17 protein-coding genes and 1 pseudogene are annotated in these 24148 nt (G+C 36.8%); 7 read left to right on the top strand and 11 right to left on the bottom strand.

Annotated features, from left to right (window positions below):
* A pseudogene (locus HGC4_RS18920) lies at nt 1-289 on the bottom strand (hypothetical protein); the annotation flags it as partial.
* A 103-nt stretch (nt 290-392) separates the two neighbouring features.
* Between HGC4_RS18920 and HGC4_RS06405 the strand changes: the two are divergent.
* On the top strand, nt 393-1295 hold the full coding sequence (locus tag HGC4_RS06405) for a DUF6268 family outer membrane beta-barrel protein (RefSeq protein WP_050709296.1): 903 nt from the start codon (nt 393-395) through the stop codon (nt 1293-1295).
* Between the two features lie 70 nt (nt 1296-1365).
* On the opposite strand, the gene HGC4_RS18915 is transcribed toward HGC4_RS06405, so the two are convergent.
* From HGC4_RS18915 to HGC4_RS06390, 3 genes are all read right to left on the bottom strand, one after another.
* Nucleotides 1366-2691, bottom strand: coding sequence for a bifunctional GNAT family N-acetyltransferase/class I SAM-dependent methyltransferase (locus tag HGC4_RS18915; protein ID WP_087880149.1), 1326 nt, complete (start codon nt 2689-2691; stop codon nt 1366-1368).
* Between the two features lie 311 nt (nt 2692-3002).
* Nucleotides 3003-3347, bottom strand: a complete 345-nt coding sequence (locus tag HGC4_RS06395) for an MGMT family protein (protein ID WP_050709295.1) — start codon at nt 3345-3347, stop codon at nt 3003-3005.
* A 178-nt stretch (nt 3348-3525) separates the two neighbouring features.
* A complete protein-coding gene (locus tag HGC4_RS06390; protein WP_050709294.1) occupies nt 3526-4080 on the bottom strand; it encodes a GNAT family N-acetyltransferase in 555 nt (184 codons plus the stop codon).
* A gap of 153 nt (nt 4081-4233) precedes the next feature.
* Between HGC4_RS06390 and HGC4_RS06385 the strand changes: the two genes are divergently transcribed.
* Nucleotides 4234-5061 carry a helix-turn-helix domain-containing protein gene (locus tag HGC4_RS06385; RefSeq protein WP_050709293.1) on the top strand — a complete coding sequence of 276 codons (828 nt, stop codon included), beginning with the start codon at nt 4234-4236 and terminating at the stop codon, nt 5059-5061.
* Between the two features lie 80 nt (nt 5062-5141).
* On the opposite strand, the gene HGC4_RS06380 is transcribed toward HGC4_RS06385, so the two are convergent.
* The 5 genes from HGC4_RS06380 to HGC4_RS06360 form a co-directional block, all read right to left on the bottom strand.
* Complete coding sequence (locus HGC4_RS06380; RefSeq protein ID WP_082204093.1) at nt 5142-6092, bottom strand: helix-turn-helix transcriptional regulator; 951 nt, start codon at nt 6090-6092, stop codon at nt 5142-5144.
* An 89-nt stretch (nt 6093-6181) separates the two neighbouring features.
* Nucleotides 6182-6607 carry a VOC family protein gene (locus HGC4_RS06375; protein ID WP_050709291.1) on the bottom strand — a complete coding sequence of 142 codons (426 nt, stop codon included), beginning with the start codon at nt 6605-6607 and terminating at the stop codon, nt 6182-6184.
* A 120-nt stretch (nt 6608-6727) separates the two neighbouring features.
* Nucleotides 6728-7864, bottom strand: coding sequence for an NAD(P)-dependent alcohol dehydrogenase (locus tag HGC4_RS06370; RefSeq protein ID WP_050709290.1), 1137 nt, complete (start codon nt 7862-7864; stop codon nt 6728-6730).
* Between the two features lie 191 nt (nt 7865-8055).
* Nucleotides 8056-8280 carry a winged helix-turn-helix domain-containing protein gene (locus tag HGC4_RS06365; RefSeq protein WP_050709289.1) on the bottom strand — a complete coding sequence of 75 codons (225 nt, stop codon included), beginning with the start codon at nt 8278-8280 and terminating at the stop codon, nt 8056-8058.
* 128 nt (nt 8281-8408) lie between these two features.
* Entirely contained in the window at nt 8409-8990 is a 582-nt protein-coding gene (locus HGC4_RS06360; RefSeq protein ID WP_050709288.1) for a hypothetical protein, read from the bottom strand.
* Nucleotides 8991-9091: 101 nt separating this feature from the next.
* Between HGC4_RS06360 and HGC4_RS06355 the strand changes: the two genes are divergently transcribed.
* The 3 genes from HGC4_RS06355 to HGC4_RS06345 all read left to right on the top strand — a co-directional run bounded on the left by HGC4_RS06355 (nt 9092) and on the right by HGC4_RS06345 (nt 11811).
* Nucleotides 9092-10312, top strand: coding sequence for an NAD(P)/FAD-dependent oxidoreductase (locus HGC4_RS06355; protein WP_050709287.1), 1221 nt, complete (start codon nt 9092-9094; stop codon nt 10310-10312).
* A 211-nt stretch (nt 10313-10523) separates the two neighbouring features.
* A complete protein-coding gene (locus tag HGC4_RS06350; RefSeq protein ID WP_050709286.1) occupies nt 10524-11507 on the top strand; it encodes an alpha/beta hydrolase in 984 nt (327 codons plus the stop codon).
* Between the two features lie 91 nt (nt 11508-11598).
* Nucleotides 11599-11811 (top strand): hypothetical protein, encoded by a 213-nt coding sequence (locus HGC4_RS06345; protein ID WP_050709285.1) that lies wholly within the window; start codon nt 11599-11601, stop codon nt 11809-11811.
* 79 nt (nt 11812-11890) lie between these two features.
* On the opposite strand, the gene HGC4_RS06340 is transcribed toward HGC4_RS06345, so the two are convergent.
* Together HGC4_RS06340 and fumC are read right to left on the bottom strand one after the other, a co-directional pair.
* Nucleotides 11891-20584, bottom strand: coding sequence for a GH36-type glycosyl hydrolase domain-containing protein (locus HGC4_RS06340; protein WP_050709284.1), 8694 nt, complete (start codon nt 20582-20584; stop codon nt 11891-11893).
* Nucleotides 20585-21134: 550 nt separating this feature from the next.
* Nucleotides 21135-22535, bottom strand: a complete 1401-nt coding sequence (gene fumC, locus HGC4_RS06335) for a class II fumarate hydratase (protein ID WP_050709283.1) — start codon at nt 22533-22535, stop codon at nt 21135-21137.
* Nucleotides 22536-23016: 481 nt separating this feature from the next.
* Between fumC and HGC4_RS06330 the strand changes: the two genes are divergently transcribed.
* Complete coding sequence (locus tag HGC4_RS06330) at nt 23017-23589, top strand: Crp/Fnr family transcriptional regulator (protein WP_050709282.1); 573 nt, start codon at nt 23017-23019, stop codon at nt 23587-23589.
* Nucleotides 23590-23715: 126 nt separating this feature from the next.
* On the top strand, nt 23716-24105 hold the full coding sequence (locus HGC4_RS06325; protein WP_050709281.1) for a pyridoxamine 5'-phosphate oxidase family protein: 390 nt from the start codon (nt 23716-23718) through the stop codon (nt 24103-24105).
* Nucleotides 24106-24148: the final 43 nt, after the last annotated feature.

Below are 24148 nucleotides of genomic sequence, written 5' to 3'. Positions count from 1 at the left end.
ATGAGAAGAATATAAACTGACCGACAAAAACAGTCATTTTTTTTTCTTCCATTGCCCTTTCCAATAAAATCGCAGTTAAGAAATATGCTAATATAAACGCACTAAAAGAATAACTCAGAGAAAAAAGGATTGCCTCTACAAAGGATGCCTGATTTAAACACTGAATACAGAGTAGAATAAATATAATTATCCAAAAGAGGACAAAGATTTGATTATAACTTTTAAAATAAAAATATTTCATTTTGCAAAGGTAAGGGTTTAAAATAATAGACATTGCATCGTTCGTCATAAGCAAATGACGGTTCGTCAAATCTATTTCTAAAAATAGAGATTCTGCTTGATCTTTGTCTCAGAAAACAAATATCTATTTATTAAATAAAACATTTCAGGTAATGAAACTATCGCTACTTCTTGCATTTTTCGGAATATTTATTGTGCAACTTAATGCACAAATATATGTACAAACAGAATATATCGGATCTTCTGACTATAAAGACATCAATAATGAAAAAACGGGAGGTGAAGGTGAAGCCCGAATATTTTCGGCTGGAGCACAAATACCTTTTTCTGTTAAGATGGACGAATATAACCATCCCAAAGTATGGGGAATGGCTTTAGGCGGTTCTTACACTTCGTTAAAGAATAGAGATATACCAGAAAACTTGTCTCCTTCTGAGATATTAAATGCTCAAATATCATTGATGCATCTTAGACCTATAAGCAAAAAATGGTCGGTATTAGCAACTTTAGGAGCAGGAGTTTATACAGCCCATACAGATTTATCTAAAGTGAGAATGAAGAACGTTCTGGGTCATGGTGGAGTTATTTTCATATGGCATGGCAGAGACAATCTAGACTTAGGAGGGGGATTGGCAGTCAACACATCATTTGGTTACCCGATGGCTTTCCCTGCTATTTATCTGAATTGGAGACTAGATGGACGCTATGAAGTAAATGTATCTTTAATGAATGCTTTTGAGGTATCAGGCGGTATTAAATTTAGCAAACATTTCAAATTAAAACTTGTGGGTCAGATGAACGGATCATTGGCATTAGAGACCATTGATGGCAAGGATATGATGTTCACCCATCAATATATGATTGGCGGTTTACAACCCGAATTCAAAATTGGCAAATCCTTTTCTGTACCCATTATATTGGGAGTATCAGCAGAACGACCTGCTTATTACGATGAAAGAAGTTTGCAAGCATTTTTCAAAGCTATGGGTAGAGAAAATAATCCACACTTTTCAGTTGCTCCTTATGCTTCTGTCGCATTCAAATATCAGTTCTAGTAATTAAATCTATTGTTTTTTTCTTATAAAGGACAGGAGGGCGAAACCTTCTGTCCTTTATTATTTTACTCTATTTTTCGGCAATAACAAACATCTCATTATTCGACGTAAAATCATTCCTTTCCAATAGCTTATGCTTCACACGTATATCTTTAAAACCAACATGGCGGAGAACATTCGTTATTTCATCTTGAGTATAATACCTATCCCAAATAATGAAGTGTTGAACATCCTCTCCCTGAATCAGATTATACTGATATGCAAAAGCATTCTTCTCTGGATAATGAAAGGTTTGACTCAACAATAAATATTCATTTTCTGCCCAGAATCCACCACCCGAAGTATATTCCCAATCAGAACCTTCTTGTTTGTCTTTGATTATATCTTCATTGAAAACATCAAAAATAATTTTCCCTCCTTCTTTTAATGAGTGAAAACAATTATTCAATAAAATGTCTCTGTCATCATCGGAGTGTGTACCCATATCGCAATAGATCATAATGATGGCATCGTACTCTCCATGAGGAAAATTTTTAATATAATCTCCTTCAATATATTTTATGGTCTCATTCTGCTTGACAGCATATTCTATCGCCTTTTTATTAAAATCAATACCAGTTACAGTATACCCTTTTCCCACGAGTGACTCAGCATACAATCCTGGACCACAGCCAAGATCTAATATTTTACTTTTAGGCTTAATTTGCCGATCTATAAAATCTACTATTGTTTCTATCGATTCCTTATTCCTGCTAGCTGCATCAGAAGAGGGATTAAGATGTGCTTCCAATAGATTCTTTTGAATATAAGGATCTGTCCAGATAGAAGCCTTAGTTTTCTTAAACACCTCCGTTTTTTTATTAATTATGTTCATTCTTCTACTTTTTTCTAATTTCCACCAAAAACTGGTATCTGATTCTTGGTACTTCTGCATTCCACATTTCTTCAATACCTTTTGGGAAGCAACATTCTCTTTGTCTGTTTCTGCAATTACACTATTTACCCCACTCTGAGATAAAGCCCATTCACAAATGGCTTGAACAGCCTCTGTCATATAGCCTTCATTTCTATAATCTGCATTTATGCCATAGCCTATTTCCACATCGGAGTTCTCTTGCGGTGAGTTCTTAAAATTAGCACTACCTATAGATTTATTCTCCGATTTCAGTATAATTTGTCTATTACCTAGCCAGATATAATTATCTAGATCATTTAGTGCTTTCTTGTACTGAGCCTCCATCGCCCCTTGTACATGTTCGTCAAGATATTCATTAGACGGGGTTAGCCCTAAACTCTGCTCCATTTTTTCAACTCCGCATAACCATAATTGAAATTGCTCTGCTGTAAGTTGTATAATTCTGAGTCTTGTTGTTTCTATAATCGTTTTATTTTTCATTATCATCTTATAATTATGAATACGCGAATAGATATCAATACCTCTGAGGCAGAGATACCATAACACTCTTGTTTTAAATTGGGTACAAAAATAATATCAGACAGTTAGGAGATGTCCGATAGAAAAGTGAAAGGATAGCAAGTATTGGTTAGATACAAGCTATTTACAACACCCAATATGTATTTGTAGTAAACATAGAATTATATAAGTAATAAAAAAGGATAAACCTTTATGTAGCAGTAAAGATATAATTTATTTTGCAAGAGAAGTATTCAGCAAAAAAGAATGTATTAACAGAGATTGTCAGCAAGTTAAATATTTATTTCTTCCAAAGGACTCCAAAAAACAGTTTTCCAATTCTTTATTTTATTATTTACAACAACTACACCCTCCGATTCTAATAACTCTTGCATTTCGCTCGAACCACCAAAAGCATCTCTTCCCGATAATATTCCTTGACTATTCACCACCCGATGGGCAGGAATACCCGTTTCGGACGAATTACATTCGCTCATTACTTTACCCACCATTCGAGGCATGTTATAGTAACCCACAGCCTTGGCAATAGCTCCATAACTGGTAGCACGCCCATACGGAATGGTTTTCACTATATCATATACAGCCAGTACAAAAGCTTCTTTATCTATTTTATCCATTGCTTTACAGAGTTAGTGGTACTCTTTATATTTTCAACAAAAATACAAAAATGATAGTCATTAGATCAGAATTTTTCAATGTATTGAGACAATGATAAATGCTGCTTCAAAAAATAGCTACCTGTTCAGGTCTATTACCTTACAGATAGCTATAATAAAATCATGTTGATTACTAATATTACACACTTGTATTTGTGAATTCAATCCATTCATCTTTTGTTATACAACTAACATGCTCCGTACGTATATCGTTCGTCAATACATAGGGTTTGTTCTCTTCAATATGATGGTGACGGTAGCCACATTTTTCTTGAGCGCGTTTCGACTTCTCGTTACCATCGAAATACCCACTCCAAATGTTGGTTAGTCTCAAAACCTCGAAACCGTAACGGGTAACTTCGCGGATTGCTTCGGGAATAAATCCTTTACCCCAAAAAGGAACACCGATCCAATAGGAAATTTCAGCTTCGTTTTCGCTGATTGGAAAGTTGCTCTTAGCTCCACGAATTAGCCCGATTAAACCAATGGCGATATCGTCCTCTTTCAGCGTAACGGCAAATACTCCTTCTTGTGTAAATATTGTTCGAATAATTTCGGCACTTTCTTCTACGCTCTTATGTGGTGGCCATCCTGCAATAGGACCAACTCTTTCATCTTTGGCGAAGTTATACAAATCTTCTGCATCCGTTTCTCTCCATGGGCGCAGAATAAGTCTTTCTGTCTCTAAAATCATACTTTTCAAATTATATTATTAATACGAATACAAAAGTATGGCTATTACAATGAAGATATAGAATTATAATTTGCGTATTATAGGTATTTTTAGAAACTATTGCTCCTCTTATTCTGACATAAGAGTATATTTGCGGTACAAATAGAAATACACATGATAAATCTAGCTCCCGACATATTTAGAAAAAAAGAAAAAGTGACAATAGGAGAAAGCAATATGGAGAGGCATAAAGGCTATCCCCTGAAACTTTCCTATACTGTTATTTTTATCTGCATGGAAGGTCAGGCGGTAGTTAATGTAAATTTTAAAAATTACCTATTAAAAACGAATGAAATATTAGTTTTATCACATGATTCTATTACTATAATCTTACGGACTTCGAAAGATTTCAGATTGTTTTATTGCATGATAGATAAAGATTTTGCATCCGAAATAGCCTACAATCTTCCTAATTATCTGTTTTCATTCTTATGGGAATCGCCACTTTGTATTCCTGAAAAAACAGAATTACCATTATTGGATATGTGGCTCGTACAATTCCGTCATATTAAGCAAGAGTGTACTACACATCAACACATCATGTTACGTAACCATTTACAAAATTTCTTTTTGAAGATTACAGAAAAGATTCCTCAAGCAAGTTCTATACTTAGAAAGGAATATAGTCGTAAAGAAATACTGTGCTGGAAATTCTGGGATATGGTTGGCAAGCACTGCACAACACATCGTGATGTTGCTTTTTATGCAAAGGAGCTTTGTATTACTCCCTTTTACTTGTCGCAAATAACAAAGAGGCAATTTAATGATTCTCCCAAAGATCTGATTAATCGTCAGGTTATTTTAGAAATAAAATTCTTGTTAAGTTCAACAGATCTTTCAATTAAGGAGATTGCAGAGCAACTTCATTTCGAAGATACATCTTATATGTGCAGGTATTTTAGACGACAGACAGGGATGTCTTTGTCGGAGTATAGAAAATAAGAAAGAAAAGTAGAAAAAGATGGTAAATAACTGATATAAAATAGCTAGTTCCTTATTTCACGAACCTAAGGCGAGGAGTTTCAGCTTCTATTTCCTGAATATCTATTTAGTAGTAAATTGATCTGATCTTTCACTTTTTCCTGCAGTATAGCGGGTTGTAAAACATCTGCAATATCTGCAAACGATAAGTACCAACGGGCAAAATGCTCTAAGTTGAATATTCTGAAATATATGTCTGTATAATCGTCTTCTACTTCCTCCTTCAACCAACCATGATAATATTTATAATCGTTGATAGTTATTAGGTCAGAACTCTTTACTCGAATAATTACTTCATAAATATCCTTTTGCAATCTGTATTTTTCAATGTATTGAGGCAATGATAAATGTTCTTTTGAAAAAGACTTATCCGTTAGGGAGAAACTACTTATCTTATCAATACGAAAGCTTCTATAATCGTTTCTCAATCTACAAAATGCCACCATATACCAATTTATCTGGCTATAAAAACATCCGATGGGTTCTATATCTCTTTCAGACATATTTTCGTTAGAAGAATAACTAATACGCATCACTATTCGTTCTGAAATACTTTTAAGAATACATTGTGTTATCGCCGTTAGAAGCTCTCTACCTGTATCACTTTTACCCAAAATACTTATATTATCTTCAACATCCGAGAGATAATCCTTTTCAACATATTTTAGAACGGCTTTTATTTTGCTCATCCCCGACTTATAGGATTGTACATTTTGCAAATCGCTCATCTTTTCGATAAACTTTTCAGCAGTAAGAAATGCAATCGCTTCTTCACGTGTAAACATCAATGGAGGTAGTTTATAACCATCAACTAGGGAATAACCGATACCCACATTCCCGATAATGGGAATGCCTGCTTCTTCGAGCGTTCGTATATCGCGATAAACTGTACGCAGAGAAATATCGAATCGATCGGCTATTTGCTGTGCAGTAATTACCGATCGGGATTGTAATTGCACAAGTATGGAAGATATTCGTTCTAATCGGTTCATTCGGCAGTTCAATTGAGAGTGTCAATAAAGATATAAAAAGAATGTGCTGCCTGTATAAGCAGGTCAACACATTCTCTTATCTAAATCTTTTAATTATGTTTAGGCATTTGCATGATACTCCAGTTAATACCAAATCTATCAGTCAGATTGCCATAATTTGGCGAAAAAGGTTTTGCTCCTAAAGGTTCAATTATCTCTGCACCTACTGCCAGTTTATCGAAAGTTTCTTTTACATTTTTATCATCAAAAAAAACAATATCGAGATGAATATTATTACCAACAATAATTTTTTCACCAGGTAGAATATCCGAAACATTAAAACAATTACTACCAAAGTCGAGTCGGGCATTTTCAATGCGTTTTCTAGTATTTTCGTCCAATTGATCGGCAGAAGTATCACCCTTTCCTTCTCCATAACGGATCATATTTTCTATTCTCCCGTTAAATACTTCTTTGTAGAAATTGAGAGCTTCTTCGGCTTGTCCGTCAAATGTAATGTAGGCTTTTACTAACATAATTTTTCTTGTTTTATTCATTATACTTTGTTATCATCAGCAAAAGTATAAGCAACAAGTGACAGCCTTATGTCAGTAGCGAAAAAGAAAATTTAATAAAAGAACAATAGCCCTGACGCCTTATTTTAATGACGCCATATCTATCACATATCTGAATTGCACTTTTCCATCCAATACATTCTTATATGCCTCATTAATCTTCTGAATAGGAATAACCTCCACTTTTGGATAAATATTGTTTTTAACCGAATAATCCAGCATTTCTTGTGTTTCGCGAATGCCACCAATAAGCGAATGATATATTTTACGTCTGTTCCACAAAGCATATGTGCTCAATGTTGGAGTTTGATCTATGGGAGGTACGCCCAAAAGCACCATTGTTCCATCCACTTTCAGCATAGCCAAATATGGTTCTACCTTAAAAGCAAAAGGAATAGTACTGATAAGCAGATTAAACGAATTATTCAATCCATTCATTTCTCCCTCATTCTTTGTATTCACATATTTTACGGCTCCCATATCTAAGGCAGCTTGACGCTTATCGTCTGTTATATCGAAGACCGTAACTTCCGCCCCCATCGATATAGCATATTGCACTGCCATATGTCCTAAGCCTCCAAATCCTGCAACAGCAACCTTATCGCCTTTCTTGACATGATTATAACGCAACGGCGAATAAGTAGTTACACCTGCACAAAGAAGGGGGGCCACTTTATCTAATGGTACATTATCAGGAACAGTTATAGCAAATGATTCTTTAACAACAATATTTGTAGAATAGCCACCTTTTGTATATCCCTCGTCTTCGCTACTGCCATAGGTAAATGTAGCACCTTTTGTACAAAATTGCTCTTCACCAGCTTTACAGTATTCGCATTCACCACACGAATTTACCATACAACCCACTCCAGCAATATCGCCAACCTTAAATTTATGTACATTTTTACCCACCTTGGTTACACGTCCCACAATTTCATGACCCGGAACGCAAGGATAAGGAGTATCGCCCCAATCACCTTTAACAGTATGTATATCTGAATGGCAAATACCTGAATAAAGAATATCAATCAGAATATCGTTGTTACCAACCGCACGACGTTCAAACTCGTATGGAACAAGATCGCTTTTGGCATCCATTCCGGCATAACCTTTAGTCTTGATTCGTTCATCGTGTGAATGATTGGTCTGTGAATGAAGATAATTGCAAAATAATAGGAATACTAAAGATAATAGAATGTGCAGGGGTAATTTTTTCATAGGTAATCGGTGTTAAATGAATAGACAATTTCTCTCTATTTAATATGATCGGTCAGAACAGAAAAACCCTACTAAAAAAGATCTAAATTTCACATCATCAATGCAATTACCTAATTCTAAAAATATAGTTTAAATAAAAAAATTAAGTCCATGACAATAAGTAGTTTTATTATCATGGACTTAATCCTCAATCAATAATACATTTCGGGAGAAGACGGAACCAACTCAACATACAAGGCGTCGTTTTTCTCTAAGAAATATATCTTATTTTCTCTTGCCAACCATCCCAAAGCCATTAGTATCAATCCATCTCGATAATTGGTTAATTCTCCAATTTGGCGTACAGATAATATACCCTTCTCTGAAAGATGTCTCCAAATAGCTCCCGCATCAATACCAATATCTTTTTTCAACATATCAATTAATTTTGGTGGTTTCTCTTTTAACAAAAATGCACAAAAAACAGCAAAATCTAATGTTCAATTTTTCTTTTAAAATGTTCAAAACATATCTTCTATGTCAAGAAACATAAGATTTGTTAAACTTAAGCCTCACTTATCTTAAATATCAGTAGACAAGTAGTTTCGTCAATCTTATTATATAGTAATTCTTCTTTTTCTTGTATATCTTCGGCATAGCAAAATCCTTCATCTTCCATATCTTCAGACCAAAGTAAATCTTGATGCTCTTTACACAACTTTCTTATATTCTTTATATCTTCGGTGAAGGAAGTATGCATATTGGAATATGTCAATAATGTAATAATAGTTTCTAATTTATGCTGAGTTATATCTGACGTATTTTTGATTACGCGAAAATCCTTCGGCTTTAATATCTGCTCGCTTTGTACTACCAAATTCATTCTTCTGTACAATGCTTGTAATTCTTCAATACGCTTCTCAATCAGATCTTTTTTATCTCTTTTTATCTGTAATTTTCGGTCTAATACTTCCGGAATATAAACAGCTAGAAAAATGGTAACCACCAAAGTTCCTAAATCTACCATATTGATGGTTTCTGCAATAGGTATATTATAATAATGACGAACAGCTACACCAACAATAAGACCTATAATAATCAAAGAGATATACAAGAAATATTTCAAAAAGCGATCGGAATCTTTCATTTGGAAAATTTTATGTTAATAAATCAAAGGAACTAATATCAACAATAAACAAATGTCTGCACCAATTGGTTCTTTACATATAAACGAATATACAGAGAACTATGGATTTACACTCAGGACTACCTTATTGGATTGTAAAAAATCCTCTTTATGATTATTTTAATCCTCTGGAAAAAGATATCACAATTGATGTTGCAATTATTGGGTCAGGGATTACAGGAGCTTTAGTTGCTCACGAATTATGTGAAGCCGGACTAAAATGCTGTGTAGTTGACAAACGTACCCTCACAACCGGAAGTTCCTCAGCAAGCACCGCATTATTGCAGTATGAAATAGATGTGCCTCTATATAAAATGGCTAAAGAACTGGGAGAGGAGAAAGCAGTTTTGGCATACCGATCGTGTTTACAGGGAATTACAGACATTGAGAAAATATTTAGCGACATTGGCATCAATCCTGATTTTGAAAGAGTTCCTAGTGTTTATTATGCAAGTAACAAGCAAGGTTTATCTCTAATTGAGAAAGAGTTTGAAATACGTAAGAAACACAATCTACCCGTCACATTTTTAAACAGTAAAGATTTAAAGAAGAAATACGATATTGACGCTCCGGGAGCTTTAATGAATAAAGAATCTGCACAAATAGATGCTTATTTAGCTGCTATAACCCTTTTGGATTATCACAGAAAAAAAGATAACCTGAAAGTATATACCCATACAGAAATAGACCAATGGACTGAAACTACAAAAGGTTATGAACTATCAACAACGAAAGGGAAAACCATAAAATGTAAGTATGTAGTAATAGCTGCCGGATTCGAAGCAGGTAAGTTTCTTCCCGAGCAGGTAATGAAACTTACTTCTACCTATGTTATAATCTCTCAACCTGTACTACCCGAATATTTATGGTACGAAAAAAGCCTTATTTGGGAAACAAAAGACCCTTATTTATATATCCGCACCACTAATAAAAATAGGATTATGGTAGGTGGTGAAGATGAAGAATTTAAAGACCCTGTAAAACGCGATGATCTCTTAAGAGAAAAAACTGTAATTCTCGAAAAAAAGTTTAAAAAGCTATTCCCCAAAATACCTTTTGTTACCGATATGTCATGGTGTGGAACATTCAGCTCGACAAAAGACGGACTACCATATATCGGAACATGGCCGGGTAAAGACAGAATGTTCTTCGCTCTCGGGTATGGCGGCAATGGCATTACCTTTAGCATAAACGCAGCTCAAATGATAAGGAATAAACTTGAAGGAAAAACTGACCCTAGAGAAGCTGTTTTTGGTTTTGAACGTGATTCTAAAACCCGATAGCAAGTAAACAAATAACACAAAGCAGAAAACCCATCTATAACTCTAATATTCAAAATAATAACGACCCACTACAATTAATGAGTGTATCATTAAATACTTTCATTTACTTATATATATACTATTTCCTCAATAACAGTTAAATAGACTCAAAACACAAAACTTTTTACAGACGTAGGCGGTTTAAATACAATACGACTTTAATAAAACAATTATGGAAAATAAAAATCAAAAAGCTCCGGATTATCTGAAAGATCCACATCTGAGTGTCGAAACTAAGGAATATTTAAAAGTTCTGAATGGTGGAGGTCCGGCAGTTGAAACCCTCTCAAAAGAGGATGCCCGGAATGTACTCACAACTGTTCAGGCAGGGGTAAAAGTAGATGTCTCAGGCATTGAAGAATCAGAAAAGACGATAACATATAATTCTCAGACTCTTAAGTTAACCATCGTTCGCCCTAAAGGAGTAAAAGAAAAACTACCAGTTTTTATTTTCACTCACGGAGGAGGATGGATATTAGGAGATTACCCAACGCATAAACGCATGGTTCGCGACTTGGTTGTAGAATCGGGATACGCTGCAGTATTTGTTAATTATACTCCTTCACCCGAGGCTAAATATCCACAAGCTATTCATGAAATTTACGAAGCTACCAAATGGATCGCTGAGCATGGTAATGAAATAAATGTAGATGGTAAACGCCTTGCGTTAGTAGGGAATAGTGTCGGCGGAAATATGTCAATCGCAACTAGCTTGATGGCTAAGAAGAATAAAGGCCCCGAAATTAAAGTTCAAGTTCTATTATGGCCTGTGGCAGACACTAATTTTGAGACCGATTCATACAAAATATATGCTGAGCAAAGATTTCTTACTTCTTCTTTGATGAAGTGGATGTTCGATCAATATACAACCGACCCTAAAGAACGTAAAGAAATATATTTAGCTCCATTACAAGCTTCATTAAGTGAATTGAAAGGTTTACCGCCTACTGTTATTCAGGTAGCCGAAAACGATATTTTAAGAGATGAAGCTGAAGCTCTTGGACGTAAACTAGATGAAGCGGGTGTAGATGTAACAACAGTTCGCTACAATGGTGTTATCCACGACTTTGGACTATTAAACGGATTTGCAACTATACCGCAAACACGTTCTTTATTTACATATACAGCAGCAGTATTAAAACATTACTTAAAATAAGGTCTAAATTTTTCATTGTCTATCCGAGAATAGAAACAATCAAAATCAAAGGCGCTAAGCCATAAAATATAAACTATTAATTTATACAGTTATGAAAAAAGTAATTTTAGGAGTAGGAATAGGTATAGGAATTATTTGTTTAGTTCGAAAGATGTATAACGACGGACAACTTGACTGTTGTTGCGATGAAGTTGATAAATTTTTGAGCAAGTCTAAAAGGAATTTAAGAATTGCTGCAGATGCCGCAAAGCACGAAGCCGAATACATCAAGGAACGTGTAGAAGATACTATAGGAAAGAAGTAAAATAAATAATTACCTGGTTTAAAAGAGAAAGAGGATAATCAATTGATTATCCTCTTTCTTTTTTTATTAGTATAATTTATTACACAATCCACAAATCTACAAAGTGTTCTTTTCGGTCATCTACCATCACAAAAGTATCTTTGTTCTCTTGTTGTTGCCCATCAAAAATCAGACGAGGCAATGACGAATCTTTTATCCGTAGAATTGTAATATGATACACTGTATCTTTATAACGATAATGGATTTTATAACTATCCCATTTCTGAGGCAATTGAGGTAGTAATTGTAATTTATCTCCCATTAGATTTATACCCAATAGAGTCTCTACCAACAAACGATACATCCATGCTGCAGAACCTGTATACCATGTCCAACCACCTCTTCCTAGATGCCCTTCAGCAGCATATACGTCAGCAGCAATCACGTAAGGCTCTACTTTGTAAGTTGCAATATTCTCGGCTGTATCTCCATGATTTACCGGATTTAGCAATCCGAAGAGCTCCCATGCCTTCTCGGTTTCACCCATCAAAGCAAAGGCAAGAACTGTCCAAATAGCACCATGTGTATATTGTCCGCCATTTTCGCGTACCCCGGGAATATATCCTTTGATGTAACCAGGATTGAGATCTGACTTATCGAACGGAGCTGTAAATAATTGGATTAATTTATCCTCACGGCGAACAAGTTGTTTCTCAACTTGCTCCATCCCCATCAACGATCGCTCGGGATCTCCTGCTCCACTTATTATAGACCAACTTTGAGGAAGTGAATCAATATGACATTCATCATTCACTTTCGATCCTAGAGGTTCACCATTATCAAAATAAGCACGGCGATACCATTCACCATCCCAAGCTTGCTCCCTTATGTTGTTTCTCAACACTCTGGCTTGTTCTATACAATGATCGGCAAATGCTGTATCATTGCGAAGAGTTGCTATTTTCGAGAATTTAAGTAATACATCATATAGGAAAAATCCGAGCCAGACACTTTCGCCTCGTCCTTTTTCTCCAATAAGGTTCATACCATCATTCCAGTCACCACAACCAATTAGCGGCAAACCATGTACCCCGAATTTAAGTCCGTATTTAATACTTCTTACGCAATGTTCATAGAGAGTAGCCGATTCTTGTGAACGTCCCGGTAAATCATAGTACGATTCTTCATCAGGATGCAGTAACCGCCCCTCGATAAATGATACTCTTTCATCAAGAATACCCGTATCTCCAACAGCTGATACATATCGGCAAGTAACATAAGGCAACCATAGATAATCGTCCGAGAAGTGAGTTCTCACACCTCGTCCCATAGGCGGATGCCACCAGTGCTGTACATCGCCTTCTACAAACTGCCTGCTGGCTGCACGAAGAATTTGCTTACGTGTAATAGATGGTTCGGCATGTACTAATGCCATTACATCCTGTAACTGATCGCGGAAGCCATATGCCCCACCCGATTGATAATACCCTGAACGAGCCCATATACGGCTACTTAGTGTTTGATACAACAACCATCCGTTTGCCATCATATTTACCGAAGCATCGGGAGTATCTACGTTGACGGTTCCCAATGTACGATTCCAATAATCCCATACACCTTTTAGTGCCTCTTTAGCTGCACCCGTATGTCGGAAACGTAACACGAGGTCGCGCATTTCTTCTTTATTATGAGCAAAGCCTAGTCGGAAACGAGTATCGCGTTCTTGCCCGTCTGCCAGATCGAATACTACCTGCATAGCTCCACAAGGATCTAGTCCTGCACCCACTTTCCCCGAAAGGCGGCTGCGTTTCATAGCTGCCGGTTGTGCAAGGCTTCCATTCTGACCTATAAATTCTGTACGATCTCCCGTTAATGTTCGGGCTTCTCCCACATCCATAAAGGCAATCTTACCAGCAAAGCCTATATTGTAGAAGTTACGGGCAAATAATACTCCTGTACGTACATCTATTTCTGTTTGTACATGCAGCAAACTCTTCTGACGCAAATCGGCAAGCACCCATTCGTAATATCCTGTAACAGATATTTTACGAGGTCTTCCCGAAACGTTCTTAAGTTTCAGTACACCAAATTTTATCGGTGCATCCATAGCCACATACATCGTGAATTCCGATTCAATACCATTTTCGGTATGTTCAAATATGGTATAGCCAAACCCATGTCTTACCACATAAGGAGTTGTTCCTTTTGCAGGAAGTGGTGTTGGCGACCAATACTCTCCCGTTTGCTCGTCACGTATATAAAAGGCTTCACCCGAAGTATCTTTCACCGGATCATTGTTCCAAGGTGTAATACGGAACTCATGTGCATTTTCTGCCCAAGTATAAGCTCCTCCACTCTCCGAAATAACCGTTCCAAAATGCTGATTTGCCAGCACATTACTCCAAGGTGCAGGTGTGGTTTGTCCAGCTTCAAGAGTTATAACATATTCGTGCCCATCGGGTGTGAATCCCCCCAAACCGTTTTCGAAGATCAAATCCCTTTTAAGAAGAGGTTTCTCTACTTTCGTACTAACGGAATGTGTAGGATGGAAAGATGCAACTTGTAACTCGGCAATAGTAAGAGATTGCAATTGTTTAGATAAAGTCCCCAACTCATCCGAAAGAACGATACGTGCTGCAGCTTGCAACAATAACATATCTTCGCGAGGAACTTGCTCGATACGACGAACAAAGATACCTCCCGCTTTCTCCAACAATGGAGCCTCTATACCTGATGATATAAGATTGACAATTTCATCGTGTACCGATTGACGATACACTGAAACATCTTCGTTCAAGATAACCAGCTCGGCAGTCAAGCCCTTCATACGCCAATAAGCATGAGCAAGTACCATCTGTCTGACCAATTCTATACCCGAAACATCTGATATTCGCAACAACACCAAAGGTGTATCTCCTGAAATACTATAACTCCAAAGCCCATCTTGTCCTCGTCTATTATTTTTCAAGATAGGTTGAGAAGCACGACGTTGAGCATTGGCATATACCAAGGCTCCGGCTAATTTACTATATAATTGAGCTTCTGTTTCTACAATACTAAGTTGATTGAGAACTACCTGACTATGCGTCCAGGCCAATTCGAAAGCCCGTTCGGTCATACGAGCATTTTGATACTTATCGGCTAAAGCAACGGCAACTTCACGTGTATCAGCCATTCCCAACAAAACAGATACTGTTACAGTTCTACCTGCCGGAATAGTTACAGTACGACGCAGCGAAATAGCTGGATCGAGCACAGAACCACTGCTGTTCGACAGTTGTCCCTTATTCTCCATAGCCAAAGGATTGGCTAAAGTACGTCCCCTACCAACAAAGGCTGAGCGGTCTGTTTCGCATGAGATTTCTCCCTGCTGATTACCAGAAGCCAATATTAGATGCAACAGATATGGAGGGTTCTCATTCTCCGATCGTGCCCTTCGGGTACATAATATAGCCGAAGAATCGGGTAAAAACTCAGTTTGAACAAAGAGATTACTAAAGGCTGGATGTGCCTCATCTGCTGCCTGAGGAGCAATTACCACTTCACTATATGTAGTAAGCTCTATTGTTCGAGATGTTTGAGAACGATTGATTAATCGTATACGTCTCAATTCAACATCATCTTCGGGCGAAACACAGATTGTAGTGTGTACCTCTAAGTCACCTTGTCGTTGGCGAAATTCGGCATACGCCTGCGTAAAAATCGCCTCATCATTCTTACCTTTATGTAAAGTGGGTTGATAAGTTGTAGACCAGAATTCTCCGGAGTCTTTATCTCTCAAATAAACAAACATACCCATATTGTCGCTAGTCGAATCTTCACGCCAGCGATTAACAGCTATATTTTGCCAACGGCTATATCCGCTACCACTATTACTTACCATAACATGATAACGACCGTTTGATAATAAATTGACTTCCGGAGCAACCTCCATATCATGGAAGCTTCGGACTACTTCCGAGCTATCAACCAATAGCGGATGCAGACCTTTTATTTCGAATTCCGAGTCATCGGATATGGCAGTCTCTGATATATTATGAGGTATGCGCTCTTGCAACAAAAGCTCAGAAGCTTTAAGCATAGGACAAGCCATAAAACGCCTTTGCATAGAATTGTCTTTTATCAGATTGACCAAAGATAACAAACTCATACCCTGATGGTGTACCATAAACGAATGAATATTCACGCTCTTTTGATCGGGGCGAAGATGCAATGGTGTATAATCAATAGCTTCATAATAACCATACATTCCCTCGTGACCTGTCTCACTCAAGCGTTGCATATTTTCGCATGCTTTCTTGGGAAGAACCATCAATGCCATAACGGTAGCATAAGGCGTTATTACCAAGTCTTCCGACAGACCTCGTTTTAATCCCAGACTGGGAATACCGAATGCTTTATATTGATAATTCTGAGAAGTATCGGTTCTATTATATCCCGACTCCGAGATACCCCAAGGCACTCCAAGTGTTTTACCATATTCAATTTGAGCCTTAACCGCCACCTTATAAGTCTGATCGAGTAAAGTATGTTCAAAATTAGGCATCACTAAAAGAGGCATCAGATATTCGAACATCGATCCACTCCATGATAGTAACACTGGCTTACCTTGCGACACTACCAACAATCGGCTTAATGAGAACCAATGTTCCTGAGGAACTTGTCCTTGTGCAATAGCTACATAACTACACAATCGGGCTTCTGAAGCTAACATATCGTAAGACGAATTATCCATACGTTGTTCGCTAACATTATATCCGATAACAAATAGTTTTTTTGAAGTGCTATAAAGAAATGCAAAATCCATTCGAGCAAAAGATTCACTTTGTGCAGCCAATGCTTTTATTATTTGCATTCTTTGAGCAGCATGTTTCACCGCCAAGCGTAAATCTAATAGCCAAGCATTCAAATAAGCGGTTATTCGTTCTTTAGCAGATGGGTCTTTAAGACTTCGAAGATTAACTAACTCTTCCTCTATGGAGAGACAAAGAGAATCTTCCAACCTACATATTTCGCGTAATGTAAGACCTTTATCTAGTTCTTTTAGATTTGTAATAATCTCATCCAACTTATTATTGAACCCTTCATGAGGTGTTGGTTGATTTATTTGTAACCAAGGAGCAACATACAATAACTCCTCTATATGATCTTCAATATTATTCTGTAAGGTTTGCACCCACGACTCTACTTCTTTATTTTCGAGGGACAAAGTCTTACTTAGACTTTCTGTCTGATGTTTTACAGACTTCAACAGAGCAAGCGCTCCTTGTAATGATTCAGGACTTGCCTCCAAATCTTTTTCAAGCTGAGCTATTGCTGGATTTTTCAATGTATACCGCTTCATAACACGTACAGTATCCAATAAGCCCGCAAAAATAACCGGAGTATAAACAGGGGCATCTTTCAATTCTTTCAATCCCTCACCTAAAGTAAGCAAGTGACCTGCTAAGTTTCCGCTATCAACACTCGATACATACAACGGAGGAAGAGGTTCTAGAGTACGTGTATCATACCAATTATATAAATGTCCACGATACTTTTTCAGATCACCCATTGTTGTAAACGTAAGCTGAGTACGTTCCAGCATTTTTCCTGCCGAAAGGTATCCAAAATCATATGCCGACAAGTTTGCCAACAGAGAAAGACCTATGTTTGTAGGCGAAGTTCGCGATGCTATAACTGGTATGGGCACTTCCTGAAAGTTATCTGGAGCCAACCAATTTTCTTTAGCATTTACAAATGTCTCGAAGAAGTACCATGTTTTACGGGCAATACGATGCAAAAGCAAAGATTGTTCTGTTGAGAAATCAGGTTTCTTCGGTTCAAATGGACGACTAATAAACCAAGCAATACAAGGAGCCGCTGCCCAAACAATCCAAACAGGGAAAGAAAAAAGTAACAAAAGAGGGTCAAATACGGCTAAAAGTCCTGCGCAAACTATTGCAAAGGCAGGAGAAAACCACATTGCCGAATAAAAACTCGATAATGAATTACCTGCTGTTTGCTCTGCATCGATGGATGTTTTCCATTTTAGCAGATGCTTGTGTGTTACTAATAAACGCCACAATGTAGACACTATCGCATCCATATTTAGATAAGCCTCATAAGGTAATAATACCAATGAAAGCAGAACTTGTTTTAATTGACGCCAGCTTTTTCTGAAAGCATCCTGCAAGTGCATCAACAACGACTGATCTTGTGATTTATAAAGAATATTGGTTGATAAACCTAAAAGGACAGGCAACAAAGCAATAATCCCTACCAATAAAGGCATCAACCATATACTTTGAGGAAATAGTACATAAAACAATACTAAAAACAGAAGAAAAGAAGGTGGTAACAAACTACGGCGAAGATTGTCTATCATCTTCCATCTGCCCAATCTAGATATAGGATTCTTAGCCGCTTTCTTTTGAAAAGTGGGAACCCATGGCAATAACCACTGAATAATCTGCCAATCGCCACGTACCCAGCGATGACGACGAATTGCATCCATATTATAACCGGGAGGATAGGCTTCATACAGCTCTATATCACTTATTAATGCCGAACGTACATAGGTAGATTCTAACAAGTCGTGACTTAATATCTTATTTTCGGGAAGTCTGTCTGCTAAAACTTGCTCAAAGGCATCCACATCGTAAATACCTTTTCCTACAAATGATCCTTCACGGAACACATCTTGATATACATCAGAAATAGCACGTGTATAGGGGTCAATACCCGGATCGCCTGATACCAAACGTGTAAACATTGAGCGTTGGCTACTAACCAGATTAATAGACACACGAGGTTGAAGAATACCGTAACCATTGACTACAACATTCCGCTTTGGGTCTATAACAGGGTGATTCAGTGGATGCGCCATTGCTCCTACCAACTGATAGGCGGTATCGCCCGGCAATTGTGTATCGGTATCTAACGTAATAACGTATTTCACAGACGAAAGTATAGATGTATCGCCTTCGATCAGAGAAAACGCATTATCGGATTTCCCTCGTAATAGGGCATTAAACTCCATCAGTTTTCCACGCTTACGCTCATATCCCATCCATTTATCTTCTCCCGAATTCCAACGACGTGGACGATGGAATAAATAAAAGATAGAATTAACAGAGTTACTATCAGTAACATATTTTTCATTTAGCATCTGAATGCCCCTTCTGGCTCGTTCAAGAATCGTATCATCCGACTCCATAACTTCTTGGTCAGCATCGGAGAAATCTGTAAGAAGAGCAAAATGAAGTCGTTTATCTCTATTCGACAAATAATGTAATTCGAGATTATCTATTAATCGGTCTACTGTATCAGGACACGAAATAATTGTTGGAATAACTACCATTGTACGATACTCAAGAGGAATACCCTCTGAGAAATCGAGGCGGGGTAGTATCTTCGGTTTTACAAGTATCATGGTAAGCCAGTTAACCAAATCGACAACAAGCTGACTAACACACAAAAGAAAAATAACAGACAAGAGAATGGCTTTCCAGTTATCGAACGATATACCTCTGGTTTCTAAGATACCCATAAGCGCTCCGGCCCCAACAAAAGTAAGGAGAACAATGCCCCCGCCATAAGAGATGAGGGGGTAATTATGAATTCCTCTACCTAAGACCGTATTCAATGGCTCTTTTACATTTAAAGACTTATTCAAAATAGATTGTCCGTCTCCCACTAAGTAAAAGCCGATGTGTGTATTTAAAGCATCTTGTTGCTGTTTTTTTGCTTCTTCGGCTAACTGAATTACTCTCTCAGCAACCTCAACTTCCGAAGATGGGCAATATTTTGCTATTGTTTCTATTCTATGGCGATAATGGTCACGAGTGGTGAAATCCATCTGACCATAAATATTATTAGGGTCCTTTCGAAGAGTAATTTCTACAAGACTCAATGTTTCTACAAATACTTTCCAATCTGTAACTGCTAATGCACGCAAGCTACCAATACTATGGCTTACCGACAATTGATCGGCTGCCTGAGATTGACTTTCAAGATGGATAAGTTCTTCAATAGTCAGTCCGTCCTCCGCCAATCTTTGTTCAAGCCATCTACGAGCTATATGGAGCATTGGATTTTGTGATGAAAGACGTTGACAAAATTCTGAAACAAAAGCACTCGAAAGAGGTATATTAGACTTAGCCATATCAGAAACCACTTCGATAAGTCTCGAAGGTCTTTTCTTTGCCATAAGCTGAAGCTTATCTACCCACGCATTTGCAATATCTCGATGCGACTGCTTCTCTCGTAAACGGCTTACAATACGCTGTAAATTTTCGATAAGTGCCAATCGAAGCATAATAGGTACAGCCCATAACTCACCCAATTTCAGATGAGATTTGGTTTGATATGCCTCTATAAAAGCTTTCAACGATTCTTTATCAATCTGAGCATCCACATGCGAAAGAAGTTCCAATACTATGCTATAAACACGAGGCAATCTTTTCGACACGCCTGTTTCCAGACATGGCAATTCTTGACTATACTTTTTAGGAAAATGTCGACGAGCCAATTGAACGTGTTCTTCAACCAGATAAAAATTATCAACCAGCCATTTAGTAGCAGGAGTAATATTTTCTTGCTTATTAAGTATAAGTGTCGATTTATTAAAATCGCGCAATACTTTATCATTGTAATTGAGTCGCTCGAGCAAAAAATTGTCTTTCCGACCGCTTGTAAGTTTTTCTTCTGAGGCAAGCTTTTTTGCGTGCTGAATAAGCTGATCAATCGTGAATAATTCATCACGTAAAGGTTGTTCTTCTGTCTTTTTATGCAAATACCTTATTTTATCCATATTTCTTAAAGTTACGTTATCAGCTATAAAGTAATGGTCACTACTTTAGCTAGTTATTACACAATTCACAGATTCTATCGTTTTGTATATCTTATATATTTCGCTGCTCTAAAAAAGAGAGCATAGAATCTGTCTCCTTCTTTAAACTGGTTAGATAAATGCCCAATACTACTATAATGTAGTTTAAAAGCTATTTTAGAGTAAGTTAGTTTGTTGTATGAAGTAAGCTCTTTGACCCGTTCTATTTTGTGAATAATAAAACACTCAATAGCAGAAGCTTATGGTTCAGCAAACAGGTTAGAGAGGCAAGTATTATTTACAGTTAAGTTTTCGCTCAGATAATCTCAAATAATTGATTCCCTTGCTGATTGTCCGAATAATGTATTAATTCGACAACCGATGTTGTTATTTATGTAATCAGCGTGTCTCGCTGATTTTCTATCGGTTAAATCCGATTCTTACAAAGCAATCTCTACCAGATTTCTTTTTTCATTTCAATTGGCAACTTTGTTATTGCTGAGTAAATCCAGCAATAACAAAGTTTATAACCTTAAATAAGATTCCCTACCATTTTTCGAGGGTCAACCCATTCATCAAATTCTTCAGCTGTAACAAAGCCTAATTCAAGAGCTGCCGCTTTTAAAGTCGTATTGTCTTGATAAGCTTTCTGAGCAATGGCTGCCGCTTTATAATATCCTATTTTAGAATTAAGAGCAGTAACAAGCATTAACGAATTATCAAGATTCTTTTTTATAGTTTCAGGAATAGGTTCAATACCCACCGCACAATGGTCGTTAAAGCTTACACATCCCTCGCCAATCAAACGGGCACTATGAAGAAAATTATAGATAATCATAGGCTTGAATACATTCAGCTCGAAATGTCCCGTAGCACCACCTACGGTTATAGCAACATCATTACCCATTACTTGTGCCGCAATCATAGTCAAAGCCTCACATTGAGTAGGGTTCACTTTTCCAGGCATAATAGACGACCCCGGTTCATTTTCAGGAATATGAATTTCACCAATACCCGAACGTGGACCTGAACTAAGCATCCGAACATCATTAGCTATTTTCATCAAACTTACAGCCACCGTTTTTAATGCACCATGAGTTTCTACAATAGCGTCGTGACTAGCTAGTGCTTCAAATTTATTGGGTGCTGTTACAAATGGCAAACCTGTTAATTGGGCTATCTTCGCCGCTACATTTTCAGAATAGTTATGGGGTGTATTAATACCTGTTCCTACTGCTGTTCCTCCCAGAGCTAATTCTGACAAGTGAGGCAATGTATTTTTTATCGCACGCAATCCGTGATCAAGTTGTGCTACATATCCGCTAAATTCCTGCCCTAATGTAAGAGGTGTTGCATCCATAAAATGGGTACGTCCGATTTTCACAACCGACATAAACTGCTTGCTTTTTTCGGCAAGCGTGTTTCTCAGCTTTTCAATTCCGGGAATAGTTTTCTCTATCAACATCTTATAGGCAGCAATATGCATAGCAGTAGGAAACGTATCATTCGATGATTGAGATTTGTTTATATCGTCATTAGGCATCAAAACCTTTTCCTTATCTGATAGTTTTCCTCCATTCAATACATGTCCACGATTAGCAATTACTTCGTTTACATTCATGTTCGATTGTGTTCCACTACCCGTTTGCCATACAACCAAGGGAAACGAATTATCGTGTTTATGTTCTAATATCTCATCACAAACTCGCGATATAAGATCGCACTTATCAGCAGACAATACTCCCGCTTCTTTATTGGTTATAGCTGCGGCTTTCTTTAAATAAGCAAAGGCGTGAATTACTTCTCGGGGAATGCGGTTAATATCCTGAGCAATCTTAAAGTTATCGATACTACGTTGTGTTTGAGCTCCATAATATGCATCTGATGGAACTTTTACTTCACCCAGAGTATCTTTCTCTATTCTAAAATCCATATTATACGTTTTTTTAGAGTTTATATCCTAGTACAATCGGAGTGTATTAAGAGACAGTGAGCTTTTAACACACTAATATTTAAAACAAGTAACATATATTTCAATTCTGACCAAAGTAGTAAACAGGTCTAAAGCCTCAATCTAAGGTGGTCATAATTTAGGTTCTTCATTCTAATTTTCATAATCAAACACTTCCCTCTTTAAGCATAAAGAATTTTGAAATTTATCCCTACACTCAAAAAAGGTATAACAACGAAAATAAATAAAGTCTATATTATATAAACAAGATTAAGCTCGTATTGTTTTGTAGAACAAGATCTTTTGAAATAACAAATAGGAGTATTAAGTAGCTATCCGAACAGCTAAAACAAACAATCAGATTGTTTTACTAAGCACAAATTATTACGTTTTTTTTGAATGTCTCTTGGCAAATCTGAAGTATCTTTGAAAAAAAGGAATAAGACAAAAATGATTAACTAATATGTATCCAGACCTTATCCATCATATCCAAAGTTACATAAAATTAGAGGAAGATCAAATTAAAACCGTCTCTAAATATTTTAAGCGAGTACACCTTAAGAATAAAGAATACTTATTGGAAGAGGGACAAGTTTGTAAATCATACTTTTTTGTAGAGAAAGGATGCGCACGTATGTTCTTTTATACAGACAAAGGTGCAGAGCAAATAACTCAGTTTGCTTTAGAGAATTGGTGGATTACCGATTATTTTAGTTTTGCCGACCAAAAACCATCTGTATATAACATACAAGCTATCGAGAAGTCCGAGATATTAGCAATTGACCATCTATCTTTCGAGAAGCTGCTTAAGGAGGTACCCATATTGGAACGCTATTTTAGAATTATAATGCAAAGAGCCGTAGCTGCATCACAGTTGAGAATTAAACTACTTTACGATCTATCTAAAGAAGAGTTATATCTACATTTCAGTGCTAATTTCCCGGAATTCATTCAACGAATACCACAATATATGCTAGCTTCATTTCTTGGGCTTACACCCGAATACTTAAGTGAAGTCCGAAAAAAGAAATACTAAAGTCTTAGACTTTTTTTATTGCTTTGGTAATATTTCCATTACTTACTCCCTATTTCTTAAACTGGCTTAATTTTTTCCAACATCACTTCCTGTAGCTTTGCATTAATAAATAGAAAAGCAATAATTATGAATAAGGCAGTAAAACTAACAGAGAAATTTTTTGATGTTATTAATCACGAAGGAGTAGTATCAATTGTATCTTGGGGACTTGACGAACCCCATATCGCTAATACATGGAATTCTTATATTGTAGTAACAGAAGATGGCAGAATCTTGATTCCTGCATATGGATTACGTAAAACTCAAAAGAATGTAGAGGTAAACAACAAGATAAAACTAACATTAGGAAGCAAAGAAGTTCTGGGTTATAAAGATTATCAGGGTACTGGCTTTTTAATTACAGGCACAGCCCAATATCTCAGCTCGGGTGACGACTATGATATGATGAAAGAGAAGTTCTCTTTCTTGTCACGAGTATTAGAAGTAACGGTTATATCTGCAAAACAAACATTATAAAAAGAAATTACACTTTATAATAAGAAAGGATGTTATCAGTATT

The organism is Dysgonomonas sp. HGC4, assembly GCF_001261715.1.
GTDB lineage: Bacteria > Bacteroidota > Bacteroidia > Bacteroidales > Dysgonomonadaceae > Dysgonomonas_A.
The sequence above is the reverse complement of the archived record's forward strand: the minus strand, read 5'-3'. Positions and strand labels throughout refer to the sequence as shown.